This window comes from Aquihabitans sp. McL0605 (genome assembly GCF_049993875.1).
In the GTDB taxonomy this organism is placed as follows: Bacteria; Actinomycetota; Acidimicrobiia; order Acidimicrobiales; family Iamiaceae; genus Aquihabitans.
In genome coordinates this window covers 1353752-1377458 of record NZ_CP188252.1, presented here as the reverse complement: position 1 = coordinate 1377458, position 23707 = coordinate 1353752, and the positions used below count along the sequence as shown (strand labels likewise).

The window sequence follows — 23707 nt, the reverse complement described above, 5'->3', positions numbered from 1 at the left end:
GTGGTGCCGCCCGCCCCTGGGCGGTCAGCTGGTGATCTTGGTGGCGTACTCGGGGCTGTCGATGATGGCCTGGGCGATCGCCGTGGGCGTGGTGGTGTGGGCGTCGAGGGCGGCCACCAGGTCGTTGAACACCACGGTGGTCGGGGCGACGCCCTTCAGGAGGATGTAGAGCACCGACACGTCGACCTCGCTCACCTGCTTGGTCAGGTACTCGTGCGACTCGGAGAACCCGGTCATGACCTGGCCGCGGGTGGCGGTCCGCTTGTCCAGGCGGGAGGTCCAGTAGTCGACGCCGCTCACCTCGCCGTCCCGGCCGAGCACGTTCCGGTAGACGCGCTCCACGTAGCCCCGGTTGGTGAGCGAGCCGTACTTGGTCTTGAACTCGCTCGACTGGGCGAACGAGTCCGAGATGTACTTCAGCGTCCGCCCCTTCCGGCGCTGGGCGATCCAGTAGACGAGGCCGCCCTTGTCGGGGATCCGCAGGAAGTAGGCCCGGTACAGGCGGGTGACGGGGTCGACGTTGTTGACGTTGTCGGTGTCGAACCGGAGGCTCGCCACCAGGCCGCCGGGCGTCTGGGTCCCGGCGCCGAGCTGGGCGATCGCCGTGGAGCGCTCCGGCGCGGTGGGCGCCCGGCCGAGCATGTCGAGGTAGAAGCGGTCCACCATCGCTCCCCAGGAGGCGAACGGTGCGAACGGTGCGGACGGCGTCTGGGGCGTGATGGCGGGGGAGGCAGCGGAGCCGGCCCCGGTGCCGGCGCCGTTCGTGGCGGCGACGGTGAAGGTGTAGGCGGTGCCGTTGGTGAGCCCGGTGATGGTCTGGGTGGTGGCGGCAGCGTTGAAGGTGATCGGGGCCTGGGCGGTGGCGCCGATGGAGGGGGTGACCGTGTAGCCGGTGACGGGGGAGCCCCCGTCGGTGGCGGGTGCGGTCCAGCTGAGGGAGACGGTGGTGTTGCCGGCGGTGCCGGTGACGGCGGTGGGGGCCCCGGGCACGGTGCGGGGCGTGACCGCGGCGGACGCGGTGGAGGCGGTGCCGGTGCCCGCGGCGTTCACGGCCTTGACGGTGAAGGTGTAGGCGGTGCCGTTGGTGAGGCCGGTGATGGTCTGCGTGGTGGCGGTGGAGCTGAACGTCACCGGGGTCTGGGCGACGATCCCGATGTAGGGGGTGACGGTGTACCCGGTGATGGGGGAGCCGCCGTCGGTGGCGGGTGCGGTCCAGCTGAGGGAGACGGTGGTGTTGCCGGCGGTGCCGGTGACGGCGGTGGGCGTGCCGGGCACGGTGCGGGGCGTGATGGCCGCTGATGCGGTGGAGGCGGTGCCGGTGCCCGCCGCGTTCACGGCCTGGACCTTGAACGTGTAGGCGGTGCCGTTGGTGAGGCCGGTGATGGTCTGGGCGGTGGCCGTCGACAGGAAGGCGACGGGGGACTGGGCGACGATCCCGATGTAGGGGGTGACGGTGTACCCGGTGATGGGGGAGCCGCCGTCGGAGGCCGGTGCGGTCCAGCTGAGCGAGACCGTGGTGCTGCCGGGCGTGCCCGTGACGAAGGTGGGGGCGCCGGGCACGGCCAGGGGGGTGATGGCGGCCGAGGTGGACGAGTCGACGCCGGTGCCGGCGACGTTCGCGGCCGCGACCTTGAACGTGTAGGCGGTGCCGTTGGTGAGCCCGGTGATGGTCTGCGTGGTGGCGGTGGAGCTGAACGTCACCGGGGTCTGGGCGGCGGGCCCGACGTAGGGGGTGACGGTGTACCCGGTGATGGGGGAGCCGCCGTCGCTGGCGGGTGCGGTCCAGCTGAGGGAGACGGTGGTGTTGCCGGCGGTGCCGGTGACGCCGGTGGGCGCGCCGGGCACGGTGCGGGGTGTGATGGCCGCTGATGCGGTGGAGGTGCTGCCGGTGCCTGCCGCGTTCAGGGCGGCGACCTTGAACGTGTAGGCGGTGCCGTTGGTGAGGCCGGTGATCGTCTGGGTGGTGGCCGTCGACCCGAAGCTGATCGGGGCCTGGGCGGTGCCACCGATGGAGGGGGTGACGGTGTAGCCGGTGATGGGGGAGCCCCCGTCGGAGGCCGGTGCCGTCCAGCTCAGCGCCACCGTGGTGTTGCCGGCGGTGCCGGTGACGCCGGTGGGGGCGCCGGGCAGGGCGCGCGGGGTGACTGGCGCCGATGCCGACGAGGTGCTGCCGGTGCCCGCCGCGTTCACGGCGGCGACGGTGAAGGTGTAGGCGGTGCCGTTGGTGAGGCCGGTGATGGTCTGGGTGGTGGCCGTCGACCCGAAGGTGATCGGGGCTTGGGCGGTGCCACCGATGGAGGGGGTGACGGTGTAGCCGGTGATGGGGGAGCCGCCATCGGTGGCGGGTGCGGTCCAGCTGAGGGAGACGGTGGTGTTGCCGGCGGTGCCGGTGACGCCGGTGGGCGTGCCGGGCACGGTGCGGGGTGTGATGGCCGCTGATGCGGTGGAGGTGCTGCCGGTGCCCGCCGCGTTCAGGGCGGCGACCTTGAACGTGTAGGCGGTGCCGTTGGTGAGGCCGGTGATCGTCTGGGTGGTGGCCGTCGACCCGAAGCTGATCGGGGCCTGGGCGGTGCCACCGATGGAGGGGGTGACGGTGTAGCCGGTGATGGGGGAGCCCCCGTCGGAGGCGGGTGCGGTCCAGCTGAGGGAGACGGTGGTGTTGCCGGGGGTGCCGGTGACGCCGGTGGGGGCGCCGGGCAGGGCGCGCGGGGTGACGGCGAGGGAGGGAGCCGAGTCGGCGCCGGTGCCCGCCGCGTTCGTGGCGGCCACCTTGAACGTGTACGAGGTTCCGTTGGCGAGGCCGGTGATCGTCTGGGTGGTGGCCGTCGACAGGAAGGCGACGGGGGACTGGGCGACGATCCCGATGTAGGGGGTGATGGTGTAGCCGGTGATGGCGGCGCCGCCGTTCGAGGCGGGTGCGGCCCAGCTGAGCGAGACCGTGGTGTTGCCCGGCGTGCCCGTCACCGAGGTGGGTGCGCCGGGCACGGTGCGGGGCGTGACCGCGCCGGACGCGGTGGAGGCGGTGCCGGTGCCCGCCGCGTTCACGGCCTGGACCTTGAACGTGTAGGCGGTGCCGTTGGTGAGCCCGGTGATGGTCTGGGTGGTGGCCGCGGAGTTGAAGGTGGTGGGGGCCTGGGCGGAGCCGCCGATGGAGGGGGTGACCGTGTACCCGGTGATGGCGGCGCCGCCGTCGGAGGCCGGCGCGGTCCAGCTGAGGGAGACCGTGGTGCTGCCGGGCGTGCCGGCCACGAAGGTGGGGGCGCCGGGCACGGCCAGGGGGGTGATGGCGGCCGAGGCGGACGAGTCGACGCCGGTGCCGGCGACGTTCGTGGCCGCGACCTTGAACGTGTAGGCGGTGCCGTTGGTGAGCCCGGTGATGGTCTGGCTGATCGTGGGCGCGGGGGCCACCGGGTCGAACACGACCGGGGTCTGGGCCACCCCCCCGATGTAGGGGGTGACGGTGTAGGCGGTGACCGTGGCGCCGCCGTTCGAGCCGGGCGCCGACCAGGTCAGCAGCACCGAGCCGTCACCTCGGGTGCCCGTCACCGAGGTGGGTGCGCCGGGCACGGTGCGCGGGATGACCGCCGCCGACGCGGTGGAGGCGGCGCCGGTGCCCGCGGCGTTCACGGCCTGGACGGTGAACGTGTAGGCGTTGCCGTTGACCAGGCCGGTGACGGTCTGGGTGGTGGCGGTCGAGGCGAAGGTGGTGGGCGCCTGGGCGGTGACGCCCAGGTACGGCGTGACCCGGTAGGCGGTGATGGACGACCCGCCCGTCGAGGTGGGTGCGGTCCACGAGAGGGTGACCTGCGCGTTGCCGGCCGTCCCGCTGACGGCGGTGGGCGGGCCGGGCACGTCGACGGGCGTGACGGCGGCCGACGCCGAGGAGGCGCTCCCGGTGCCTGCGGCGTTCACGGCGGCGACGGTGAACGTGTAGGCGGTGCCGTTGGTGAGCCCGGTGATGGTCTGGGTGGTGGCCGCGGAGTTGAAGGTGGTGGGGGCCTGGGGCGTGGCGCCGATGGAGGGGGTGACGGTGTAGCCGGTGATGGCGGAGCCGCCGTCGGAGGCGGGTGCGGTCCAGCTCAGCGCGACCGTGCCGTTGCCACCGGTCCCGGCCACGCCGGTGGGCGCGCCGGGGGTGGTCCGTGGGGTGAGGGCGCCGGAGGCGGGCGAGGGGTTGCCGCTGCCGGCCGCGTTCACGCCCTGCACGACGAACGTGTAGGCGGTGCCGTTGGTGAGGCCGGTGACGGTCTGGGTGGTGGCGGTCGATCCGAACGGCACGGGCGTCTGGGCGGTGGGCCCGATGTAGGGGGTGACGGTGTACCCGGTCAGCGGGGAGCCGCCGATGGAGGTGGGCGCGGTCCAGGCGAGGGTGACCTGGCCGTTGCCGGGGGTGCCGGTCACGTTGGTGGGGGTGCTCGGCACCGTGATGGGCGTGACCGCGCTGGTCGCCGCCGAGTCGGCCCCGGCTCCGGCGACGTTGTAGGCGCGGACCCTGAACGTGTAGGTGGTGCCGTTGGTCAGGCTGCCGATGACGCGGGTGGTGGCGCTGGCGTCGAAGTCGCTGGTGGTCTGGGCGGTGGCGCCGATGTACGGCGTGACGGTGTAGCCGGTGATGGGCGAGCCGCCGGACGACGGCGCCGTCCACGAGAGGGTGACCTGGCCGTTGCCGGGCGTGGCGCCCACGCCGGTGGGCACGCCGGGGACGGTTCGCGGCGTGACGAGGGACGATGCCGACGAGTCGGCCCCGGTGCCTGACCCGTTGATGGCGGCCACCGTGAACGTGTAGGCGGTGCCGTTGGTGAGCCCGGTGATGGTCTGGGTGGTGGCGGTGGAGTTGAAGGTGGTGGGGGTCTGGGCGGTGGCGCCGATGTAGGGGGTGACCCGGTAGCCGGTGAGGGCGCTGGTGCCGGTGTAGGTGGGCGCGGTCCAGGCGAGGGCGACCTGCCCGTTGCCGGGCGTGCCCGTCACCGTGGTGGGGGCGTCGGGCACCGCCTGGCAGGTGGCGAGGCCGCTGATGGCGGCGCTGGCGTTGACCCGCCCGCCGCCCACGGCGTCGACGCCGTAGGCGCCGATCGCGATCCCCGAGGCGCGCTGGGCGGCCAGCACCTCGGCAGGGGTGCGGCACGGGCGGGCCTGGAGCTGGAGCGCGGCGATGGCCGCGGCGTGCGGTGACGCCTGCGAGGTGCCGTAGAAGCGCCACACCCCCGAGACCTGCTGGCCGAAGAACGAGTTGGCGGCACCGTCGGTGGCGGCCACGTCGATGGTGTCGGTGACGCACGACGGCAGGGCGGTGGCGGCGGTGGTGCCGACGACGGGGTTCCAGCAGTAGGTGGCGGGGCCTCGCGACGAGAACGTCTCCGGCGCGGTGGTGGTGTCGTAGCGGATGGCGGCGATGGATCCGGCACCGCGCATCATGTTGTGGCCGAACGAGGTGGGGCCCACGATGTCGCCGCCCGACGAGGTGTTCCACTGCACGGACGTCACGCCGCTCAAGGTCATCATGATCACCTTGAACCGCGGCGTGGTGGGCGTGGTGGAGCGCCGGGCCACCACCAGGCGGTAGGTCTTCGTGGACCCGCCCGAGTTGGTGTAGTCGATCAGCTCGTAGGCCTGCTTGGTGGTGGTGGGGTTGTTGGTCCTCGAGCTGGCGACGACGGCGTTGGTGCTGTTGTCGAGCAGGAACAGGTCGAGGTCGGTGGTGATCCCGTACTGCGGCTCGTTGTAGCCGAGCTTGACGAGGACCTCGCCCTTGTTGGCCACGGTGATCAGGTCACCGGCATCGGCGCCGGCCCCGGGGTCCCAGTCGTGGCAGTCGACGCTGTAGGTGGCGGTGAGCGTGCCCGGGCAGGTGGTGGGCCGGTAGCTCGGCGCCTCGTAGGAGGCCACCTCGTGCCCGCCGATGATCGTGTTCGAGTTGGCGGCGGACGAGAAGTAGGTGACGCCCGCGGCGGTGACGTCGGCGATGGCCTTGGCGATGATGCCGTCCTGGTAGACGGGCTCGTTGAAGTAGGAGACGTCGTCGACGATGACCTTGGCGCCGGCGGTGGCCAGGTTGCGGATCTGCTGGGCGAAGTCGACGTCGCCGTTGAACGCGGTCGCCACCATGATCGTGGCGCCGGGGGCGACGTCGTGGACGGCCTGGGCCATGCCGCGGGCCTCGTCGGTCCCGCCGCTGGCCTTGTCGGACTGGACGATCACGGGGGTGGTCCGGCCGCAGGGGTTGCCGGTGCCGGGCAGCTCGCCGTTGCTGACGTCGGTGGCGGCGCCGCCGACGTTGTTGTACGAGTCCGACAGCACGCCGATCGTGACACCGGTGCCGTCGACGGCGTAGGTGGTGCGCGCCGCGGCCGCGCCCAGCTGCGTGTCGGCCTCGGAGATGACCCGCGAGCTGCAGGTGGCGCTGGTGGTCACGCCGTCTTGGGTGAGCGCGGCGGCGAGCTGGTGGCGGTCGGTCCGGTGGATCTGCGGGGTGAGGACCTCCTCGAGCCACTCGACGCCGCTGACCGAGGCCACGGCCGAGATCTCGGTGGCGTCGAGCGCCAGGGTGACGAGGTGGTCCGGCACGCTGCGCGCCGTCACCCGGGCCCCGGCGGCGGTCAGCGCCGCCTCGGTGGCATCGTCGACGGTGGTCAGGCGGGCGTTGGCCAGGAAGGTGCCGTCGGGCTGGTGGAGCAGCGAGCCGGCCCCGCTGGTCGGCAACCCGGCGGCGCGGTCCTCAGCGGCATCGGAGGTGGCGACCCCGGAGCGCGCCGCCAGCTGCTCGAGGCGTGGGGAGGTGTTGCTGCTGTCGGGCGCCGCGGCGGGGGCCGCCTGGGCGGTGGCGACCCCGGCGGTGAGCGGCACGAGCGCGGCGATGAGGCCCACGCCGACGACGACGACGGCACGACGGACGACCTTGGTGGCACTCATCGACTGCGCAGCTCCCCGGGAACGTCGAGCGCCCCGCGGCGGCCGAGCTCACAGGGTAGATCGGCACGGCGCGCCCGACGTTGAGCCTGGTGGGCGCCGTAGCGCTCCCTGGGACCGTCGTGCTCGTCGCGGAGCGGGTCGGCTCGCTCAGCGCAGGGAGCGGCGCTCGTAGGACGAGCGGGCCCAGAGGTAGCTGCCGCCGGCGATCGCCGCGCACCAGATCGTCGTGGCGAGGGCGCTGGTGCCGACCGGAGCGCCGGCGAGCAGCCCTCGCACGGTGTCGATGAACGGCGTGAACGGCTGGTGGGCGGCGAACCACCGGACCGCCGGCGGCATCGAGTCGGTGGGGGCGAAGCCGCTGCTCAGGAACGGCAGGAGGATGAGGAACATCGGCGTGTTGCTGGCGGCCTCGACCGAGGAGCTGGCCAGGCCCAGCGCCACGGTGAGCCAGGTGAGGGCGAAGGCGATCATGGCGAGCACGGCGGCGACGGCCAGCCACTGCACGGCGGAGGCCGGAGCGCGGTAGCCCATGACGAGGGCGACGAGCGTGACGGCGAGGAGCCCGAGCGCGGTCTGGATCATGCTGCCGCCGACGTGGCCGGTCAGCACCGCGGCCCGGGAGATGGCCATCGTGCGGAAGCGGGCGATGATGCCCTCGGTCATGTCCATCGCGACCGAGATCGCGGTGCCCTGGGCGACGGCGCAGACGGTGATGACGAGGATGCCGGGCACGACGTAGGCCAGGTAGTCGGCCCGCCCGCCCCCTCCGTCGAGGCCGTGGCCGAGCGTCCCGCCCAGCACGTAGACGAACAGCAGGAGGAACACGACCGGCATGCCGATGAGCATCACGGTCACCGACGGGTAGCGGATCAGGTGCTTGAGGTCGCGGCGCAGCATGGTGGCGGAGTCGCTGAGGGCGTGGGTGGTGGCGGTCATCGTGAGGCGTCCTTCCGGGGATCGGGCTGGTGGGGATCGGGCTGGTGGGGATCGGTGTCGAGCCGATCGGTGAGGGCGAAGAACACGTCGTCGAGGTCGGGGGTGTGGATCGCCAGGCCGCCGACGTCGATCGAGGCGTCATCGAGCCGCTGGAGGACGGCGCGCAGGGTCCGGACGCCGCCGTCGCTCGGGACCTGCAGGGTGAGGGCATCGGGGTCGGGCACCGAGCCTCCGAGGGCGCCGGCGGCGCGCTCGAGGTCGTTCCGACCGCCGAACTCGAGGAGGATGTGGCCCCCGGGGACCAGGCGCTTCAGCTCGGCAGGGGAGCCCTCGGCCACCAGCGCCCCTCGGTCGAGCACGGCGATGCGGTCGGCGAGCTGGTCGGCCTCGTCGAGGTACTGCGTGGTGAGGAAGATCGTGACCCCGTCGTGCACGAGGTCCCGGATGATCTGCCACATGGTGTGGCGGCTCCGCGGGTCGAGGCCGGTGGTGGGCTCGTCGAGGAAGATGATGCGCGGCCGGCCGACCAGGGTCATCGCCAGGTCGAGGCGCCGCCGCATCCCGCCGGAGTACGCCGACAGCGGCGTGCCCGCGGCCTCGACGAGGTCGAACTGCTCGAGGAGCTCGGCCACGCGGCGCCGCCCGGCGGTCCGTCCGAGGTGGCACAGGTCGCTCATGAGGCGGAGGTTCTCCTGGCCCGTGAGCAGCCCGTCGACCGCGGCGAACTGCCCGGTCATGCCGATGGCGTGGCGGACCCCGTCGGGGCTGGCCGTGACGTCGTGCCCCGCCACCTGCGCCTGGCCGCCGTCGGGGGCGAGGAGGGTGGTGAGGATGTGGATCATGGTGGTCTTGCCGGCCCCGTTGGGGCCGAGGAGGGCGAAGACGGTGCCTTCGGCGACGGTCAGGTCGATGCCGTCGAGCACGGTGGTGCCGGCGAAGGACTTGCGGAGCCCGGCGGTGGTGATGGCCGGTGGGGAGGTGGTCGTGGGCGCGTGCAAGGAGACCCCTTGGTGGTGAGGGTGGTCGGGATGGTGGGGAGCCCGCCGGGGCGGGCCGGAGGGGGCGGGTCAGGCGGCGGAGGCGCGGCCGTCGGTGCGGTGGAGGGTGATGTCGCCGGCCGAGGTGTGGGCGTGCAGCTCGACGACCTCGTCGGTGGGGGCGGGGCCGTCGCTCGCGTCGAGGTCGCTGTGGATGCGGCCGAACCGGGAGCGCACGTCGAGGTTCACGGCCGTGCCGTCGGCGACGCCGCACGACAGGTCGCCCGCCGCCGTCTCGAGCTCGGCGACGCCCCGGCGGAGCTCGCCGACGTCGATCGAGCCGTTGGCGGTCTTGGCGACGACCGATCCGTCGGCCCTGGCGATCGAGATGCTGCCGTTGGCCGCCTTCACCCGGACGTCGCCGCCGATGTGGGCGATGGTGGTGGCGCCGTTCGAGTTCCTGACGATCGCGGCGCCCGCGATCGTGCCGAGGCGCACGTCGCCCGACCCGGTCTTGATGTCGGCGTCGCCCTCGACGCGATCGACGTCGACGTTGCCGTGGCCGGTCTTGAGCGCCAGCACCGCAGCGTGGTCGAGGCGGATGTCGCCCATGGCCGTCTTGAGCTGGCACCGGCCGAGCTCGCCTTCGACGTGGAGGTCGCCGAGCGAGGTCGAGGCATCGAGGTGGGAGCCGGTGGGGACATCGATCGTGACCTGGACCGAGCCGGACCGGTCGAAGGGGGAGAAGCGCTTCCACTGCTTGGGAGCGCTGATGGTGAGGCGGCCGTCGGCGTGCTCGACGCGGATGTCGTGGGCCGCGGTGACGTCGGCCGCCCGGGTGGGGTCGGCGGGCACCACGGTGACGACGGTGTCGGGGCGGTCGGCGGCGGTGATGCGCACGTCGCCCACGGTCAGGTCGACGGTGATGGTGAGGGGACGGGGGGTCTCGAACGTTGGCATGGTGGCTCCTCGCGGCGCCTCGGTGGCGCCGGTGGTGGTGGTGGTCGGTGGTGGTGGTCGGGTGGGGGCGAGCGGGAGCGCCGTGGGACGCGATCAGCGCGCCCAGCCGCTCAGGCGCTGCCCGCCGAGGGGGGTGGTCGCGGTGGGTCGGGGGTCGGGGCGGCCGGAGCCGAGGGCATCGGCCACCGCCCGGACGAGCCAGGCGTTCACGGACAGGCGGTCCGCGGCGGCGGCCTGCTCGACCTGGGTCTTGAGCTGCTCGGGTAGGCGGAGGGTGATCCGGGAGATCTCCCCGTCGTCGTCGCCGGTGGGCTCGGGGCGAGCGGTGGACGGCGGCGGCGCGGTGGCGGCGGGGGCCGTGATGTCAGGTGACGTCATCGCGGCGGGCGGGGGCACCACCTCGAACTCGGGGTCCCGGCCCCGGAGCCGCACCGACACCGAGCCGGGGGCCAGCTCGGTGGTGATCTCGTCGGCGGCGGCCGAGAGCGCATCGAGCAGCACCAGGCGCACCATGCCCTCGAGGTGGGGGACCAGGCGCTCGGCCAGGGCGCGGGTGTCGTCGCCGCCCAGATCGGCGGTGGCCACCAGCTGCTGCTTGAGCTCTTCGACGTAGCGCGTCATGTCCATGGCGTCACTATGACGTCATTGATGACGTCATGTCAAGCGCGGCCTCCGATCGGGAGGTACGGTCCGCAGGACGCCGACCAGGAGGCCGCCGTGGCTGGGGTAGCGATCGCGGGTGGTGGGTTCGCCGGGCTGATGACGTCGATCCTCCTGGCCCGCCGGGGCCATGAGGTGACCGTGATCGAGCGCGACCCTCCCCCCGCCTGGGAGCCCTCCGGCCCGCCGACGGTGGACGACGATGCCGAGGTCGACGCCTGGCGCCGGGCGGGAGCACCGCAGTGCCGCCAGTCCCACGTCCTGCTGGCGAGGGCTCGTCGGGTCTTGGTGGAGGAGGCGCCCGACGTGCTCGATGCCCTCCTGGCGAGCGGCGTCCGGGAGCAGGCGGCGAACGTGGGGGCCGGTGATGTGCCGGGCGAGGCCATGTTGCTCGGCCGCCGCCTGGTCACCGAGGCCGTGATCCGCGGGTTCGCCGACCGGGAGCCCCGGGTGACCGTCCGCTCGGGCGACGCCGTGACCGCGCTGGTCGCCGTCGACGGTGCCGTCCCGGTGGTCACCGGCGTGCGGACCCAGTCGGGCGAGGTGCTGGCCGCCGACCTGGTGGTCGATGCCGGCGGCCGGCGCTCGGCGCTGCCGGGATGGCTGGCCGACCTGGGCGCTCGGCCTCCGGTCGACGAGGAGCAGCCGCTGGGGTTCTTCTACCTCACCCGCTTCTACCGGGTGCGGCCGGGCTGTGCCATGCCGGTCATGCGGGTGCCGGGATCGGTGCCGCTCGACTACGCGACCGTCATCGCGTTCGGCGGCGACAGCGACACCTTCTCGCTCACGATCACCCTCTCGGTCGAGGATCCGCATCGGACGGCGATGCGAGATCCGGTGAAGCACCGGCAGTTCCTCGCCGCGGTGCCGATGGCGGCGGAGTGGCTCGAGATCGGCGATCCGATCAGCGACATCGCCGTGATGGCCCGCATCGAGAACCGTCGGCGGCGGTTGGTCGACCCGGACGGGCCCGTCGTCGGCGGGCTGGTCCCGATCGGCGATGCGTCGCTGCACACCAACCCGACGCTCGGCCGGGGGACGGCCATGGCCTTCTGGCAGGGGCAGCAGCTGGCGAACCGGATGGCGGATCCCTGGGAGCCCATCGGGCTGGTCGACGAGATGGATCGGTGGACCCAGGAGAACCTGGGCATCTGGTACGACACCCAGGCCGCCGCCGACGCCGCCGGCATCGTCCGCCTGGAGGCCGGCATCCGGGGCGAGCGGTTGCCGATGCCCGACGATCCGATGGCCCGGTTCGTCGCCGGCGCGATGGCGCTCGCGCCGACCGACCCGGCGGTCGGGTCGGCGGTCACCCGGGTGGTGCACCTCCTCGCCTCGCCGATGGAGGCCTTCGGCGCGACCGATGTGGCCCAGCGCGTCACCGAGTTCCTGGAGACCGAGCCCGATCTCGAACCTCACCCCGAGGGCCCCACCCGCGCGGCCTTCGAGGCCATCGCCACCGGAGCTGCCTGACACCTCGCCGTGGGCCGCCTCGACTCGGATGGCGACGCCGCCGTGGCTGCTCCCGAACGTGTTGCACCGAAGGTCCCCCTCGAGGCCGGCGGCAACGAGCTCGAGGGGGGCCGGCCCGCCGCCACCGGTAGCGTCACCGCGATGCGCTCCGTCCCGAGCACGCAACGCTCGCCCACCACCTGGTCCACGGGTGGTCTGGTGTGCTCCGTCGACCACCTCGCGTCGGCGGCCGGCGCCCAGCTCCTGGCCGCCGGCGGATCCGCCGTCGATGCCGCGGTGGGGGCCAACGCCGTGCTGGCGGTGACCACCCCGCACATGAACGGCCTCGGCGGCGACCTGTTCGCGCTGGTGCACCACGCCGACGGGTCGCCGCCCGACGTGGTCGATGCCGCCGGTCGGGCCGGGTCGGGCGCCGACGCGGCGCGGCTGCGCTCGGAGGGCCACCGGGCCATGCCCTTCACCGGTGATGTGCGGTCGGCCACGGTGCCGGGGTGCGTCGACGGGTGGCTCCTGCTGCACGAGCGCCACGGCCGCCTCCCGCTGGCCGACGTCTTGGCCCCGGCCCACCGGCTCGCCGCCGACGGGTTCCCGGTGTCGCCGATGCTGGCGTTCATGCTCCACACGCTCGACGGGCTCGAAGGGTGCGACGAGCTCGCCCTCCCTCGGCCCGACGTGGGCGAGCGGCTGGTCCGGCCGGGGGTCGCCCGCCAGCTGGAGGCCATCGTCGACGGCGGGCGAGAGGGGTTCTACGGCGGCGAGTTCGGGCGGGCGCTCGTCGAGGTCGGCCGCGGCGAGTTCACCGCCGACGACCTCGCGGCCCGGCAGGCGAGGTGGGTGGAGCCGCTCGGTGCGCGGGTGTGGGGGCACGACGTGTGGACGGTGCCGCCGCCCTCGCAGGGCTACCTCATCCCGGCCGCCGCCCTGATCGCAGAGCTGGTGGCGGGCGAGGACCTGCCCGACCCGGCCGACGGTGCGTGGGCCCACCTCCTGGTCGAGTCGGCGCGGCTGGCGGCGGCCGACCGGCTCGACGTCCTCCACGCCGGCGCCGACGGCAGCGCCCTGCTCGCCGAGGATCGGCTCCGGACCGCAGCAGCCCGCTTCGACCCGTCCCATCGGTCGGGGGCGGCGGCACCGGCACGCGGCGGCGGGACGATGCACCTGTGCGCCGCCGACCGCGACGGCACGGCCGTGAGCCTCATCCAGTCGAACGCCCACCAGTTCGGGTGCGGCGTCGCGGTGCCCGGCACCGGGGTGCTGCTGCACAACCGCGGCATCGGCTTCAGCCTCGAGCCGGGGCACCCTGCTGAGTACGCGCCGGGCCGTCAGCCGCCGCACACCCTCGCGCCGGCGCTGGTGACCCGGCCCGACGGCAGCCTGCGCGCCGTGCTGGGCACGATGGGCGGCGACTCGCAGCCGCAGGTGGTCCTCCAGATCCTCGCCCGGCTGCTCGTCGCGGGGGCGGCGCCGGGCGATGCCATCGAGGCGCCGCGGCTGGTGCTGCGGGGTCGCGAGGGGACCGGCTTCGACACCTGGCGCACGGCCGACCAGGTCGTGCGGATCGAGGAGCACGCCCCTCGGGCGTGGGTGGAGGGCCTGGCCGCGAGGGGCCACGAGGTGGAGGTCGTCCCGTTCGATCCGGGAGGCTTCGGCCACGCCCACGTCATCGAGCGGCATGCGGACGGCCGCTGGGCCGGGGCCGATGATCCCCGTGCGATGACCGGCGCCACCACCGCCTCGACCTGACGGGATCCGCGGGAGACGACTGCGCTCTGCACCTCGGGTTGCTGTTGGCGACGCCTTGTCGCTATGTTGGCGACGGTGCGTCGACAAGGTGTCGGCGATCGGAGGTCGACCGTGTTCCTGGCTGTTCGTGACCTGCGGGTCGGCCGGGCGCGCTTCGTGCTCGTCGGGGTGGTCATCGCCCTGGTGGGCCTGCTCACCACGCTGCTGTCGGGCCTGGCTGCCGGCCTGGTCGACGACGGCATCTCCGGTCTGCGCGGCCTCCCGCTGACGCACCTCGCGCTGCAGCCCGGCGCCGAATCGAGCTTCAGCCGGTCCACGCTGCGCGCCGACGCCCTCGGCCCGTGGAGGGACGTGAAGGGGGCGGAGGCGGCGCCGCTCGGGGTCTCGTTCTTCAACGCCAAGACCGCCGAGGGCGCCACACTGGACCTCGCCGTGTTCGGCACCCCGCCCGACAGCTTCCTCGCCCCGAGCGCCGAGGCCCGCGCCGCGCTCGCCGGCCGACCCGGGATCGTGCTCAGCCAGGAGCTGCGCAAGGAAGGGGTGCGGGTCGGCGACGTGCTCACGGTCGTGGGCCCCGACGTGGAGCTCCCCGTGCTCGGCTTCACCTACACCGGGTCGTACGGGCACGTCGACATCGCCTTCACCTCCCTCGAGGTGTGGCAGCACCTGGTGTACGGCGACAACGCCGATGGGCGGTTCTCGGCGGTGGCGGTCCGTGGCGGCAGCGCCTCCGCCCACGCCGCCGCGGACGCGGCGGCCGGCACCGTGACCGAGACCAAGGCGCACGCGTACGCGGGCTCGCCGGGCTACGCCGCGGAGACCGCGACGATGACGCTGATCCGGGTGTTCCTGCTCGCCATCTCGGCGTTGGTGGTCGGCGCCTTCTTCACGGTGTGGACCATCCAGCGGACCCGCCAGATCGGGCTGATGAAGGCCCTGGGCGCCTCGAACGCCTACGTGCTCCGCGACGCGCTCGGCCAGCTGGCGATCGTCCTCGTCCTCGCCACGTCGGTCGGCGCCGCGATCGCGATGGCCGTCGGCCGGCTCATCGGCGACGCCGTCCCGTTCAGCCTCCAGCTCGGCCCGGCCGTGGCGTCGTCGGTGACGCTGATCGTCCTCGGCCTCGCCGGCAGCCTCGTCGCCATCCGCCGGGTGACGAGCGTCGACCCCATCATCGCCCTCGGCGCCGAGCCCTAGGAACGGAACAGGCCCTTGACCCTGCAGCTCGATCACCTCACCGTCACCGTCGCCGACGGGCCGGACACGCTGACCATCCTCGATGGCCTCGACCTCACCGTCGAGGCGGGGACGGTCGTCGCCCTCACGGGTGCCTCCGGGTCGGGCAAGTCCACGCTGCTCGCCGTCGCCGGTCTCCTCCGGCAGCCGACCGCCGGGACCGTCACGATCGACGGCATCGACGCCACCGCCCTGAGCCGCACGCGGGCCACCCGCCTGCGCGGCGACCGCATCGGGTTCGTGTTCCAGGCGGCGAGCCTCTTCCCGTCGCTCACCGCGATCGAGCAGCTCGAGCTGGTGGCCCACCTGACCGGCCGGCTCGATGCCGATGCGCGACGGCGGGCTGCCGAGCTCCTGGTGGCCGTCGGCCTCGAGCACCGCCGCGACGCCCGGCCCGCGCAGCTGTCGGGCGGCGAGCGCCAGCGCGTCGGCATCGCCCGAGGGCTGATGAACGGTCCGTCGCTGCTGCTGGCCGACGAACCGACGGCGGCGCTCGATGACGAACGGGGCCGCGACATCATGGCGATGCTCGTGACCGAGGCGTCCCGGCGCGAGGTCGCCACCCTCATCGTGACCCACAACCCGGCGCAGCTGCCGCCCGGGACCCGGCACCTCGTGCTCTCCGGCGGCCGGGTCCGAGCGGTGGAGCCCGTCGCTCCCTGACGTGCGTGGCAGGCTGAGCGGATGCCCCGCATCTCCGCCGGCAGCGTCGCCGAGCACGTGGCCCGGCAGGAGCAGGCCGTCTTCGACGCCGCCATCCGGCTCTTCACCGAGCAGGGCTACCGCGCGGTGACGCTGGCCGACATCGCCGCCGAGGTCGGGCTCGCCCGCAACTCGCTCTACCGCTACTTCCCGACGAAGGCGTCGATCCTGCTCCAGTGGTTCCGCAACGAGATGCCGGAACTGGTCCAGACCTCGACCGAGCTGCTCGAGGGCGACGGTCCTCCGGCCCGGCGGATCGAGCGGTGGGCCGTCGCCCAGATCGACTACGCCCACCGGCCCGAGCACCAGCTCATCGCCGAGCTCGGTCAGGCAGCGGGCGACCTCGACGTCGATGCCCGGGCCGAGCTGGCGGCCGGTCACGAGCAGCTGATGGCGCCGTTCCGGGCGGCGCTGGCCGAGGCCGGCCTGGACGGAGCGGAGCTGACGGCCACCGCCGATCTCCTCTGGAACGCCGTGCTGGCCCAGACCCGTCGCGAGCTCGCGGCCGGCGACGACCCGTCGGGCCGGGCCGTGCTGGCCCGCTGCATCGATGCGCTCGTGGGACCCGCGCCGGACCCTCGCCGTCGTCGTGGGGCGCCGGGGGCGTGACCGTCCGACCGCTCGGGCCGTGGCGCCTGGAGCCTTCCGTCGTCGGCCCCAGGCACCAGGCCCGCACCGGACCCGCCGCCGGCGTTGCCTACTGTGAACGTCAGTAGGTAGTGAGGTTCTACCATCAGGAGAGGACGGTGCTCCACCGTTCCGCGCGAGGGGCCCCGCCAGGGGGTGGCGGCCACGACGGGGGCGAGGAGATCCGGCCGGTCAGGCCCACCTCGGAGCCGATTGTCCGGAGGTTCTCAGCAGACTCCCAGGAAGCATCCATAGATTCCGCCAGATGACACCCCCCGGTCTCCCCGAGTTCGAAGCGGCCCAACGCCGGCAGTTCCTCAAGCGAGCCGCCCAGCTCGGGGCCCTGGCCCTGGTGCCGGGCGCCCTCGCCGCCTGCTCCAGCAACGGCGACAAGGCCACCTTCGCGGGTGCGTCCACCACGGCGGCCTCCGGTTCCACCGCGAGCACCACCGCACCGAGCGCCGGGTCGGGTGGTACCTCCACCACCGGCTCAGCGACGAGCTCGGGCGACGCGCTGCCCGACGCCGCCAAGCTCGAGGTGGCGTTCACCTGGTCGACCGGCTCGGGCGGCTTCGGCCAGGACCACAACCCGTTCATCGCGGTGTGGATCGAGTCCGCGGCGGGGGACCTCATCGCCAACATCAGCCTCTGGTACAACCCGCCGAAGGGCGAGCGCTGGATCAACGAGCTGTCGACCTGGTTCGCCGCCGACTCCGCCTACTACCAGGCCCACGGCAGCGACGACCGAGCGCCGGTCACCGGCGCCACCCGGGCCGCCGGCTCGTACACGGTGGTGTGGGACGGGCTCGACGCCGCCGGCAAGCGGGCGGCACAGGGCGACTACGTCGTGTTCGTCGAAGCGAACCAGGAGCACGGCACCCACAGCCTGACCAGCGCCAAGCTCTCGCTCGCGACGTCGGCCACCGATGCACCGCTCGCCGACGACGGCAACCTCTCGGCGGCCACGGCCACCTACTCGGTGTGACGCCGTGACCCTCGAAGCGCACGGGACCGCGGTCGACCAGCAGCCCGACCCGCCGCCGCTGGTCGACGACGGCAGCGACGAGGCCGCCGAGGCCGCCGAGGCCGCGTCGGCGATCAGCGACGCCCCAGGGGGCAACGGACGGCGCCCGAGCCGGTCGCGGTCGGCCGGCTGGCAGAAGTGGTCGCGGCTGGTGCACAGCTACACGAGCATGATCGCCCTGCTCCTGGTCCTGTTCTTCGGGATCTCGGGCATCACCCTCAACCACCCCGACTGGACCTTCGGCGACGCGCCGACGTCCACCTCGAAGACCGGGACCATGACGTTCGCCGTCGCCCCCAAGGGTGCGGTCGACTACCTCGCCGTCTCCGAGTTCCTGCGCGACCAGTACGCCATCAACGCGCCGGTGAGCGACTACAGCACCACCGGCACCCAGGGCTCCATCTCCTACCGGTCCCCGGGCTACGCCGCCGACGCCACGTTCGACACCACGTCGGGCGCCTACCGCGTCACCATCGAGCAGCAGGGCTGGGTGGGGGTCATGAACGACCTCCACAAGGGCCGCGACGCCACCGACTCGTGGCACTGGACCATCGACCTCGCCGGTGGGTTCCTGGTGCTGATCGCGCTCTCGGGGCTGCTCCTCCAGCTGTTCCTCAGGCGTCGGCGGCGGAGCGCGCTGATCGTGGCGGGAGCCGGCGTGGTGATCGTGGTGGCTCTGATCGCCCTCACCCTGTGACGCCTCCGCCGGCGGGGGCGACGGTCACCTCGGTGCACCAGCCCGTGATGGGCACCGACCTCGAGCTCCAGATCACGGCGGCGTCGGTGGCGGCCGCTCGCGCTGCGGAAGCCGACCTCGTGACCGAGGCCAAGCGCCTCGAGGCCGTCTTCACGGTCTTCGACCCGGGAAGCGACCTGTGCGCCTGGCGGTCGGGCGCCGTCGCCGAGGCCGGTCCGGAGCTGGCCCGGCTGCTCGCGATCGCCGCGTTTTGGCAGGTCCGGTCCGGTGGGGCCTTCAACCCCCTCACCCGGGTGCTGACGGACTGCTGGCACCGAGCGGAGCGGGAACAGGTGCCGCCGAGCCGAGGGGAGCTGGCGGTGGTGGCCGGATCGATCGCCGCACCCGCCTTCGCCGTGACCGAGGGCGGTGGCATCGAGCGGCGGCGCGCCTGCGACCACCTCGACCTCAACGCGGTGGCCAAGGGCCACGTCGTCGACCTGCTCGCCACCCGGGCCCTCGCGCGCGACGGGGTGGAGCGGGTGGTGGTCAACGCCGGCGGGGACCTGCTCCACCGCGGGACCGGGACGCTGCGGGTCGGGGTCGAGGACCCGCACCACGCCTACGACAACGTGCCGCCGCTGCTGACCGTGCTGGTGGCGGACGGGGCCGTCGCCACCAGCGGGCGGGCCCGGCGCTGGTTCCAGGTCGACGGGCAGCGCCGCTCCCGCGTGCTCGACCCGCGGACCGGCTGGCCGGTGGAGCACGGCGCATCCGCCACGGTGATCGCGCCCGATGCCGCCACCGCCGACGTCGTCGCCACGGTCGCGTCGGTGCTCGTGCCGCCCGAGGCGGTGGCCTTCGTGGACGGGCTCGCCGGCGACGGCATCGACGCCGCCTGCCTGGTGATCGACGCCGGCGGCGGCCGGCACCGCAGTGCCCGGTGGCCAGCCGACGAGGCGCCGGCCTGAGCCCGGCGGGCGACAGCCGGGAGGCGCCGTGTGGCACCATCGATCGGGTGACCGGGAAGCCCGCCACCGCCCCGAACCTGCAGGACCTCGCCGTGCTGCGCCGGGTCCGTGACCGGATCGATCGCGACTACGCCGAGCCCCTCGACGTGGAGGCGCTGGCCCGCGGCGCCCACATGTCGGCGGGCCACCTCAGCCGCCGGTTCAAGGCGGCCTACGGCGAGTCGCCCTACAGCTACCTGATGACGCGGCGCATCGAGCGGGCGATGACGATGCTGCGCCGCGGCGACGTGAACGTCACCGACGTGTGCTTCGCCGTGGGGTTCTCGTCGCTCGGCACCTTCAGCACCCGGTTCGCCGAGCTGGTCGGGGTGCCACCCAGCACCTACCGGCGCGAGGCCGCCCGAGCCACCGAGGGCATCCCCGCCTGCGTCGCCAAGACGTTCACCAGACCGGTCAGGAATCGAGAAGCAGGGATGCCGGCGCGTCCGTAGCGTGATCGCCATGGACATCACCATCCACTCGACCTTCCTCCCGCACAACGATGCCGAGGCCGCGATCGCCTTCTACCGCGACGTCCTCGGGTTCGAGGTCCGCAACGACGTGGGCTACCAGGACATGCGGTGGATCACGGTCGGGCCGGTCGGCCAGCCCGAGACCAGCATCGTGCTCACCCCGCCCGCGGTCGATCCGGGCATCACCGACGACGAGCGCCGCACGGTCATCGAGATGATGGCGAAGGGCACCTACGGGATGCTCATGCTGGCCACCGAAGACCTCGACGGCGTGTTCGCCAAGATCGCCACCAGCGATGCCGAGATCGTCGAGGAGCCCACCGAGCAGCCCTACGGCGCCCGCGACTGCTCCCTGCGCGACCCCGCCGGGAACATGATCAAGATCCAGCAGATCCGCTGACCCGCAGACCCGGGCCACCCCGCTCGACCTTCGCATGCGCCAGGGCGCGGGTGCCCCGCATGCCGACGACGTTTCGTCACGACAGCCACCCAACCAGGACGCCGGTCGACCGATCGGTCTGGTTCCACACGAGGAGAACCCCACCATGAAGACCATGACCTGCCAGCAGCTCGGCGGCCCCTGCGACCTCGAGCACCACGGCGACACCGCCGACCAGGTGATCAAGGCCCAGGACCAGCACCTCAAGGAGGTCGTCGCCGCCGGCGACACCGCCCACCAGCAGGCGGCCAAGGAGATGAAGGGCCGCTGGCGCAACCCGATCAAGGGCATGGGCTGGTACAAGCAGGCGAAGAGGGACTTCGCCGCCCTGCCCGAAGACGCGGCCGTCTGACCCGCCTGCGGGCGGCGGCGCCATCAGGTAGACACGCCGTCCGGTCCCGAACGTCGTGCGGGTTCGGATCACGAGCGCCCCAGATCCCCACGAAGTCCGTCCCCTGACCCGCAACCGAGGAGCCCCCCGGACATGGCCACGAAGAAGAGCGCACCCGCCGCGCCCGCCGTCGCCGACCGCCACGACCGGATCCGGGTGGTGGGCGCCCGGGTCAACAACCTGAAGGACGTGAGCGTCGAGCTCCCGAAGCGGCGCCTCACGGTCTTCACCGGGGTGTCCGGGTCGGGCAAGAGCTCGCTGGTGTTCGGGACGGTGGCCGCCGAGTCGCAGCGGCTCATCAACGAGACCTACAGCGCGTTCGTCCAGGGCTTCATGCCCACGCTCGCCCGGCCCGACGTCGACGTGCTGGAGGGCCTGACCACGGCGATCATCGTCGACCAGGAGCGGATGGGGGCCAACCCCCGCTCGACGGTCGGCACCGCCACCGACGCCAACGCCATGCTGCGCATCGTGTTCAGCCGCCTGGGGCAGCCCTACATCGGCTCGCCCCAAGCGTTCTCGTTCAACACGGCCACCATCAGCGGCGCCGGGGCCGTCACCCTCGAGAAGGGGGGCCGGAAGGTCCGCGAGAAGCGCTCGTTCACCCGCACCGGCGGCATGTGCCCGACGTGCGAGGGCACGGGCAAGACCTCCGACTTCGACCTGGCCGCGCTGTACGACGACACCAAGTCCATCAACGACGGCGCGCTCACCGTGCCCGGCTACTCGATGGACGGCTGGTACGGCCGCATCTTCCGCGGCTGCGGCTTCTTCGACTGCGACAAGCCGATCGCCAAGTTCACCAAGAAGGAGCTCGACGCCCTGCTCTACAAGGAGCCGACCCGGATCAAGGTCGAGGGGATCAACGTCACGTTCGAGGGCCTGATCCCGAAGATCCAGAAGTCGATGCTGTCGAAGGACGTGGAGGCGATGCAGCCCCACATCCGGGCGTTCGTCGAACGGGTCATCACGTTCAGCGCCTGCGCCGACTGCGGCGGCACCCGGCTCAACGAGGCGGCCCGGTCGTCGAAGATCGACGGGCTCAGCATCGCCGACGCCTGTGCGATGGAGATCCGCGACCTGGCCGAGTGGGTGCGAGGCCTCGACGAGCCGTCGGTGGCCCCCCTGCTCGTGTCGCTGCGCGACACGCTCGACTCGTTCGTGGCGATCGGGCTGGGGTACCTGTCGCTCGAACGGCCCACCGGCACGCTGTCGGGCGGTGAGTCGCAGCGGACGAAGATGATCCGCCACCTCGGGTCCTCGCTCACCGATGTGACCTACGTGTTCGACGAGCCCACCATCGGGCTGCACCCCCACGACATCGACCGCATGAACGAGCTGCTGCGCCAGCTGTGCGACAAGGGCAACACGGTGCTGGTCGTCGAGCACAAGCCCGAGACCATCGCCATCGCCGACCACGCCGTCGACCTCGGTCCGGGCGCCGGGCGCGACGGCGGTCAGGTGGTGTTCGAGGGGACCGTCGACGAGCTGCGCGCCAGCGGGACGCTCACGGGCCGGCACCTCGACGATCGGGCGGCGCTCAAGGACGAGGTGCGCAGCTCCACCGAGGCGCTCGAGATCCGCGGCGCCGACACCAACAACCTGCGAGGCGTCGACGTCGACATCCCGCTCGGCGTGCTGGTCGTGGTGACCGGTGTGGCCGGCTCGGGCAAGAGCTCGCTGATCAACGGGTCCGTGGTCGGCCGCGACGGCGTGGTGCACGTCGACCAGACGGCGATCAAGGGATCGCGCCGCAGCAACCCGGCCACCTACACCGGGCTGCTCGACCCGATCCGCAAGGCCTTCGCCAAGGCCAACGGGGTGAAGCCCGCCCTGTTCAGCGCCAACTCCGAGGGGGCCTGCCCCAACTGCAACGGCGCCGGCGTGGTCTACACCGACCTGGGGATGATGGCGGGGGTGGCGGCGCCCTGCGAGGTGTGCGAGGGGAAGCGGTTCGACGCCGACGTCCTCGACTACCGGTTCGGAGGCAAGGACATCAGCGAGGTGCTCGAGCTGTCGGTGGCCGATGCCGAGGTGTTCTTCTCCGACGGCGACGCCGCCCTGCCCGCCGCCCACCGGATCCTCGCCCGCCTCGTCGACGTGGGCCTCGGCTACCTCACCATCGGCCAGCCGCTCCCGACGCTCTCCGGCGGCGAGCGCCAGCGCCTCAAGCTGGCCACGCACATGGGCGACAAGGGCGGCGTGTACGTCCTCGACGAGCCCACCACCGGCCTCCACCTCGCCGACGTGGAGCAGCTGCTCGGGCTCCTCGACCGGCTCGTCGACTCGGGCAAGTCGGTGATCGTGATCGAGCACCACCAGGCCGTCATGGCCCACGCCGACTGGATCATCGACCTCGGACCCGGGGCCGGCCACGACGGCGGCGAGATCGTGTTCGAGGGGACGCCCGCCCGGCTCGTCGCCGAGCAGGCCACCCTCACCGGCGAGCACCTCGCCGCCTACGTGGGCGCCTGACCCGTGGCGGAGCAACCCGAAGCGCACGAGCAACCCGCAGAGCCGGAGCGCCCGGTCGGCGCCGCCGACGACGAGTTCCACCCGCCCACCAGCGACGATCCCGCGTGGGCGGAGACGTGCTGGTTCACGTTCAGCGTCCCCGAGCGCCGGCTCTCCGGCCAGCTCTACCCGTTCTTCCAGCCCAACCTCGGCGTGATGGCGGCGGGGGTCTACGTCTGGGACGACCGCGGGAGCCAGGTCTGGACCTGCCGCTACGCCAAGAACTTCTGGCACCTCCCGATCCCCGACCAGCCCCTGACCGACATCGAGCTGCCGAACGGCATCCGGTACCGCACGATCGAGCCGCTCCAGCGCTACCAGGTCGCGTTCGACGATCCCGACGCCGACGACCTCCACCTCGATCTCACGTTCACGGCCACGGCCCGCCCCAACCTGCTGGCCGGCCAGCACCTCGACCAGCCCGGCCGGTACGAGGGGACGATCGTGCTCGACGGTGAGGAGATCGCGGTCGACGCCCACGGGTTCCGCGACCGGTCGTGGGGGCCGCGGTCGCAGTTCGGCGACGCCATGCACGGCGCCAGCAGCGGGGGCTACAGCTACGCCACCGCGTCGGAGCGCGAGGGCTTCCACGCCATCACCATGGACTTCGACGGCTCCTGCATCGGGATCCACGGCTACGTCCTGCGCGACGGCACCTGGTCGAAGCTGGCCTCGGCCGAGCGGAAGGTGGTCGAGCGCGATCCCGGCACCGGGTTCCCCCTCCGCGTGGTGCTGGACCTGGTCGACGAGGCGGGCCGCGCCCTGCACGCCGAGGGCGCGTGCCGGAACGCCCTGGTGCTCCCGCTGAACCCCAACCTCCTCACGATCAACTGCCTCACCGAGTGGACCTTCGACGGGATCACCGCGTTCGGCGAGGACCACGACAACTGGTCGGCGGCGTCGATGCGGCGGTTCCAGCGCCGCTACCGCGGGTGGTCCTGAACCCACCCGGTCGCG

18 protein-coding genes are annotated in these 23707 nt (G+C 73.0%); 13 read left to right on the top strand and 5 right to left on the bottom strand.

Annotation, left to right across the window (positions count from 1 at the left end; all coding sequences use genetic code 11):
* Nucleotides 1-24: 24 nt before the first annotated feature.
* From ACPPVX_RS06185 to ACPPVX_RS06165, 5 genes are all read right to left on the bottom strand, one after another.
* Complete coding sequence (locus ACPPVX_RS06185) at nucleotides 25-6909, bottom strand: fibronectin type III domain-containing protein (protein WP_426574026.1); 6885 nt, start codon at nucleotides 6907-6909, stop codon at nucleotides 25-27.
* Between the two features lie 147 nt (nucleotides 6910-7056).
* On the bottom strand, nucleotides 7057-7845 hold the full coding sequence (locus ACPPVX_RS06180; RefSeq protein WP_426574025.1) for an ABC transporter permease: 789 nt from the start codon (nucleotides 7843-7845) through the stop codon (nucleotides 7057-7059).
* The gene (locus tag ACPPVX_RS06175; RefSeq protein ID WP_426574024.1) at nucleotides 7842-8843 is read right to left on the bottom strand and encodes an ATP-binding cassette domain-containing protein; all 1002 of its coding nucleotides are present in this window, start codon (nucleotides 8841-8843) and stop codon (nucleotides 7842-7844) included. The genes ACPPVX_RS06180 and ACPPVX_RS06175 overlap by 4 nt, the downstream gene beginning before the upstream one ends.
* A 69-nt stretch (nucleotides 8844-8912) precedes the next feature.
* Nucleotides 8913-9782 carry a DUF4097 family beta strand repeat-containing protein gene (locus tag ACPPVX_RS06170; RefSeq protein ID WP_426574023.1) on the bottom strand — a complete coding sequence of 290 codons (870 nt, stop codon included), beginning with the start codon at nucleotides 9780-9782 and terminating at the stop codon, nucleotides 8913-8915.
* Between the two features lie 93 nt (nucleotides 9783-9875).
* Nucleotides 9876-10409, bottom strand: coding sequence for a hypothetical protein (locus ACPPVX_RS06165; protein WP_426574022.1), 534 nt, complete (start codon nucleotides 10407-10409; stop codon nucleotides 9876-9878).
* Nucleotides 10410-10418: 9 nt separating this feature from the next.
* Between ACPPVX_RS06165 and ACPPVX_RS06160 the strand changes: the two genes are divergently transcribed.
* From ACPPVX_RS06160 to ACPPVX_RS06100, 13 genes are all read left to right on the top strand, one after another.
* Nucleotides 10419-11915 carry an FAD-dependent oxidoreductase gene (locus tag ACPPVX_RS06160; RefSeq protein WP_426574021.1) on the top strand — a complete coding sequence of 499 codons (1497 nt, stop codon included), beginning with the start codon at nucleotides 10419-10421 and terminating at the stop codon, nucleotides 11913-11915.
* A gap of 141 nt (nucleotides 11916-12056) precedes the next feature.
* Nucleotides 12057-13658: a gamma-glutamyltransferase family protein gene (locus ACPPVX_RS06155; protein WP_426574020.1), complete on the top strand. Its 1602-nt coding sequence runs from the start codon at nucleotides 12057-12059 to the stop codon at nucleotides 13656-13658.
* A gap of 111 nt (nucleotides 13659-13769) precedes the next feature.
* The gene (locus ACPPVX_RS06150) at nucleotides 13770-14855 is read left to right on the top strand and encodes an ABC transporter permease (RefSeq protein ID WP_426574019.1); all 1086 of its coding nucleotides are present in this window, start codon (nucleotides 13770-13772) and stop codon (nucleotides 14853-14855) included.
* A gap of 15 nt (nucleotides 14856-14870) precedes the next feature.
* On the top strand, nucleotides 14871-15557 hold the full coding sequence (locus ACPPVX_RS06145; RefSeq protein ID WP_426574018.1) for an ABC transporter ATP-binding protein: 687 nt from the start codon (nucleotides 14871-14873) through the stop codon (nucleotides 15555-15557).
* Between the two features lie 21 nt (nucleotides 15558-15578).
* Nucleotides 15579-16205, top strand: a complete 627-nt coding sequence (locus tag ACPPVX_RS06140; protein ID WP_426574017.1) for a TetR/AcrR family transcriptional regulator — start codon at nucleotides 15579-15581, stop codon at nucleotides 16203-16205.
* A gap of 283 nt (nucleotides 16206-16488) precedes the next feature.
* Entirely contained in the window at nucleotides 16489-17208 is a 720-nt protein-coding gene (locus ACPPVX_RS06135; protein ID WP_426574016.1) for a DUF2271 domain-containing protein, read from the top strand.
* Nucleotides 17209-17212: 4 nt separating this feature from the next.
* Entirely contained in the window at nucleotides 17213-17944 is a 732-nt protein-coding gene (locus ACPPVX_RS06130) for a PepSY-associated TM helix domain-containing protein (RefSeq protein WP_426574015.1), read from the top strand.
* Between the two features lie 32 nt (nucleotides 17945-17976).
* Complete coding sequence (locus tag ACPPVX_RS06125) at nucleotides 17977-18894, top strand: FAD:protein FMN transferase (protein WP_426574014.1); 918 nt, start codon at nucleotides 17977-17979, stop codon at nucleotides 18892-18894.
* 47 nt (nucleotides 18895-18941) lie between these two features.
* Nucleotides 18942-19385 carry a helix-turn-helix transcriptional regulator gene (locus ACPPVX_RS06120; protein ID WP_426574013.1) on the top strand — a complete coding sequence of 148 codons (444 nt, stop codon included), beginning with the start codon at nucleotides 18942-18944 and terminating at the stop codon, nucleotides 19383-19385.
* Between the two features lie 10 nt (nucleotides 19386-19395).
* The gene (locus ACPPVX_RS06115; protein ID WP_426574012.1) at nucleotides 19396-19806 is read left to right on the top strand and encodes a VOC family protein; all 411 of its coding nucleotides are present in this window, start codon (nucleotides 19396-19398) and stop codon (nucleotides 19804-19806) included.
* Nucleotides 19807-19951: 145 nt separating this feature from the next.
* Nucleotides 19952-20197, top strand: coding sequence for a hypothetical protein (locus ACPPVX_RS06110; RefSeq protein ID WP_426574011.1), 246 nt, complete (start codon nucleotides 19952-19954; stop codon nucleotides 20195-20197).
* Nucleotides 20198-20329: 132 nt separating this feature from the next.
* Entirely contained in the window at nucleotides 20330-22711 is a 2382-nt protein-coding gene (locus ACPPVX_RS06105; protein ID WP_426574010.1) for an ATP-binding cassette domain-containing protein, read from the top strand.
* A 3-nt stretch (nucleotides 22712-22714) separates the two neighbouring features.
* The gene (locus ACPPVX_RS06100; RefSeq protein WP_426574009.1) at nucleotides 22715-23692 is read left to right on the top strand and encodes a DUF7064 domain-containing protein; all 978 of its coding nucleotides are present in this window, start codon (nucleotides 22715-22717) and stop codon (nucleotides 23690-23692) included.
* The last annotated feature ends 15 nt before the right edge of the window (nucleotides 23693-23707 follow it).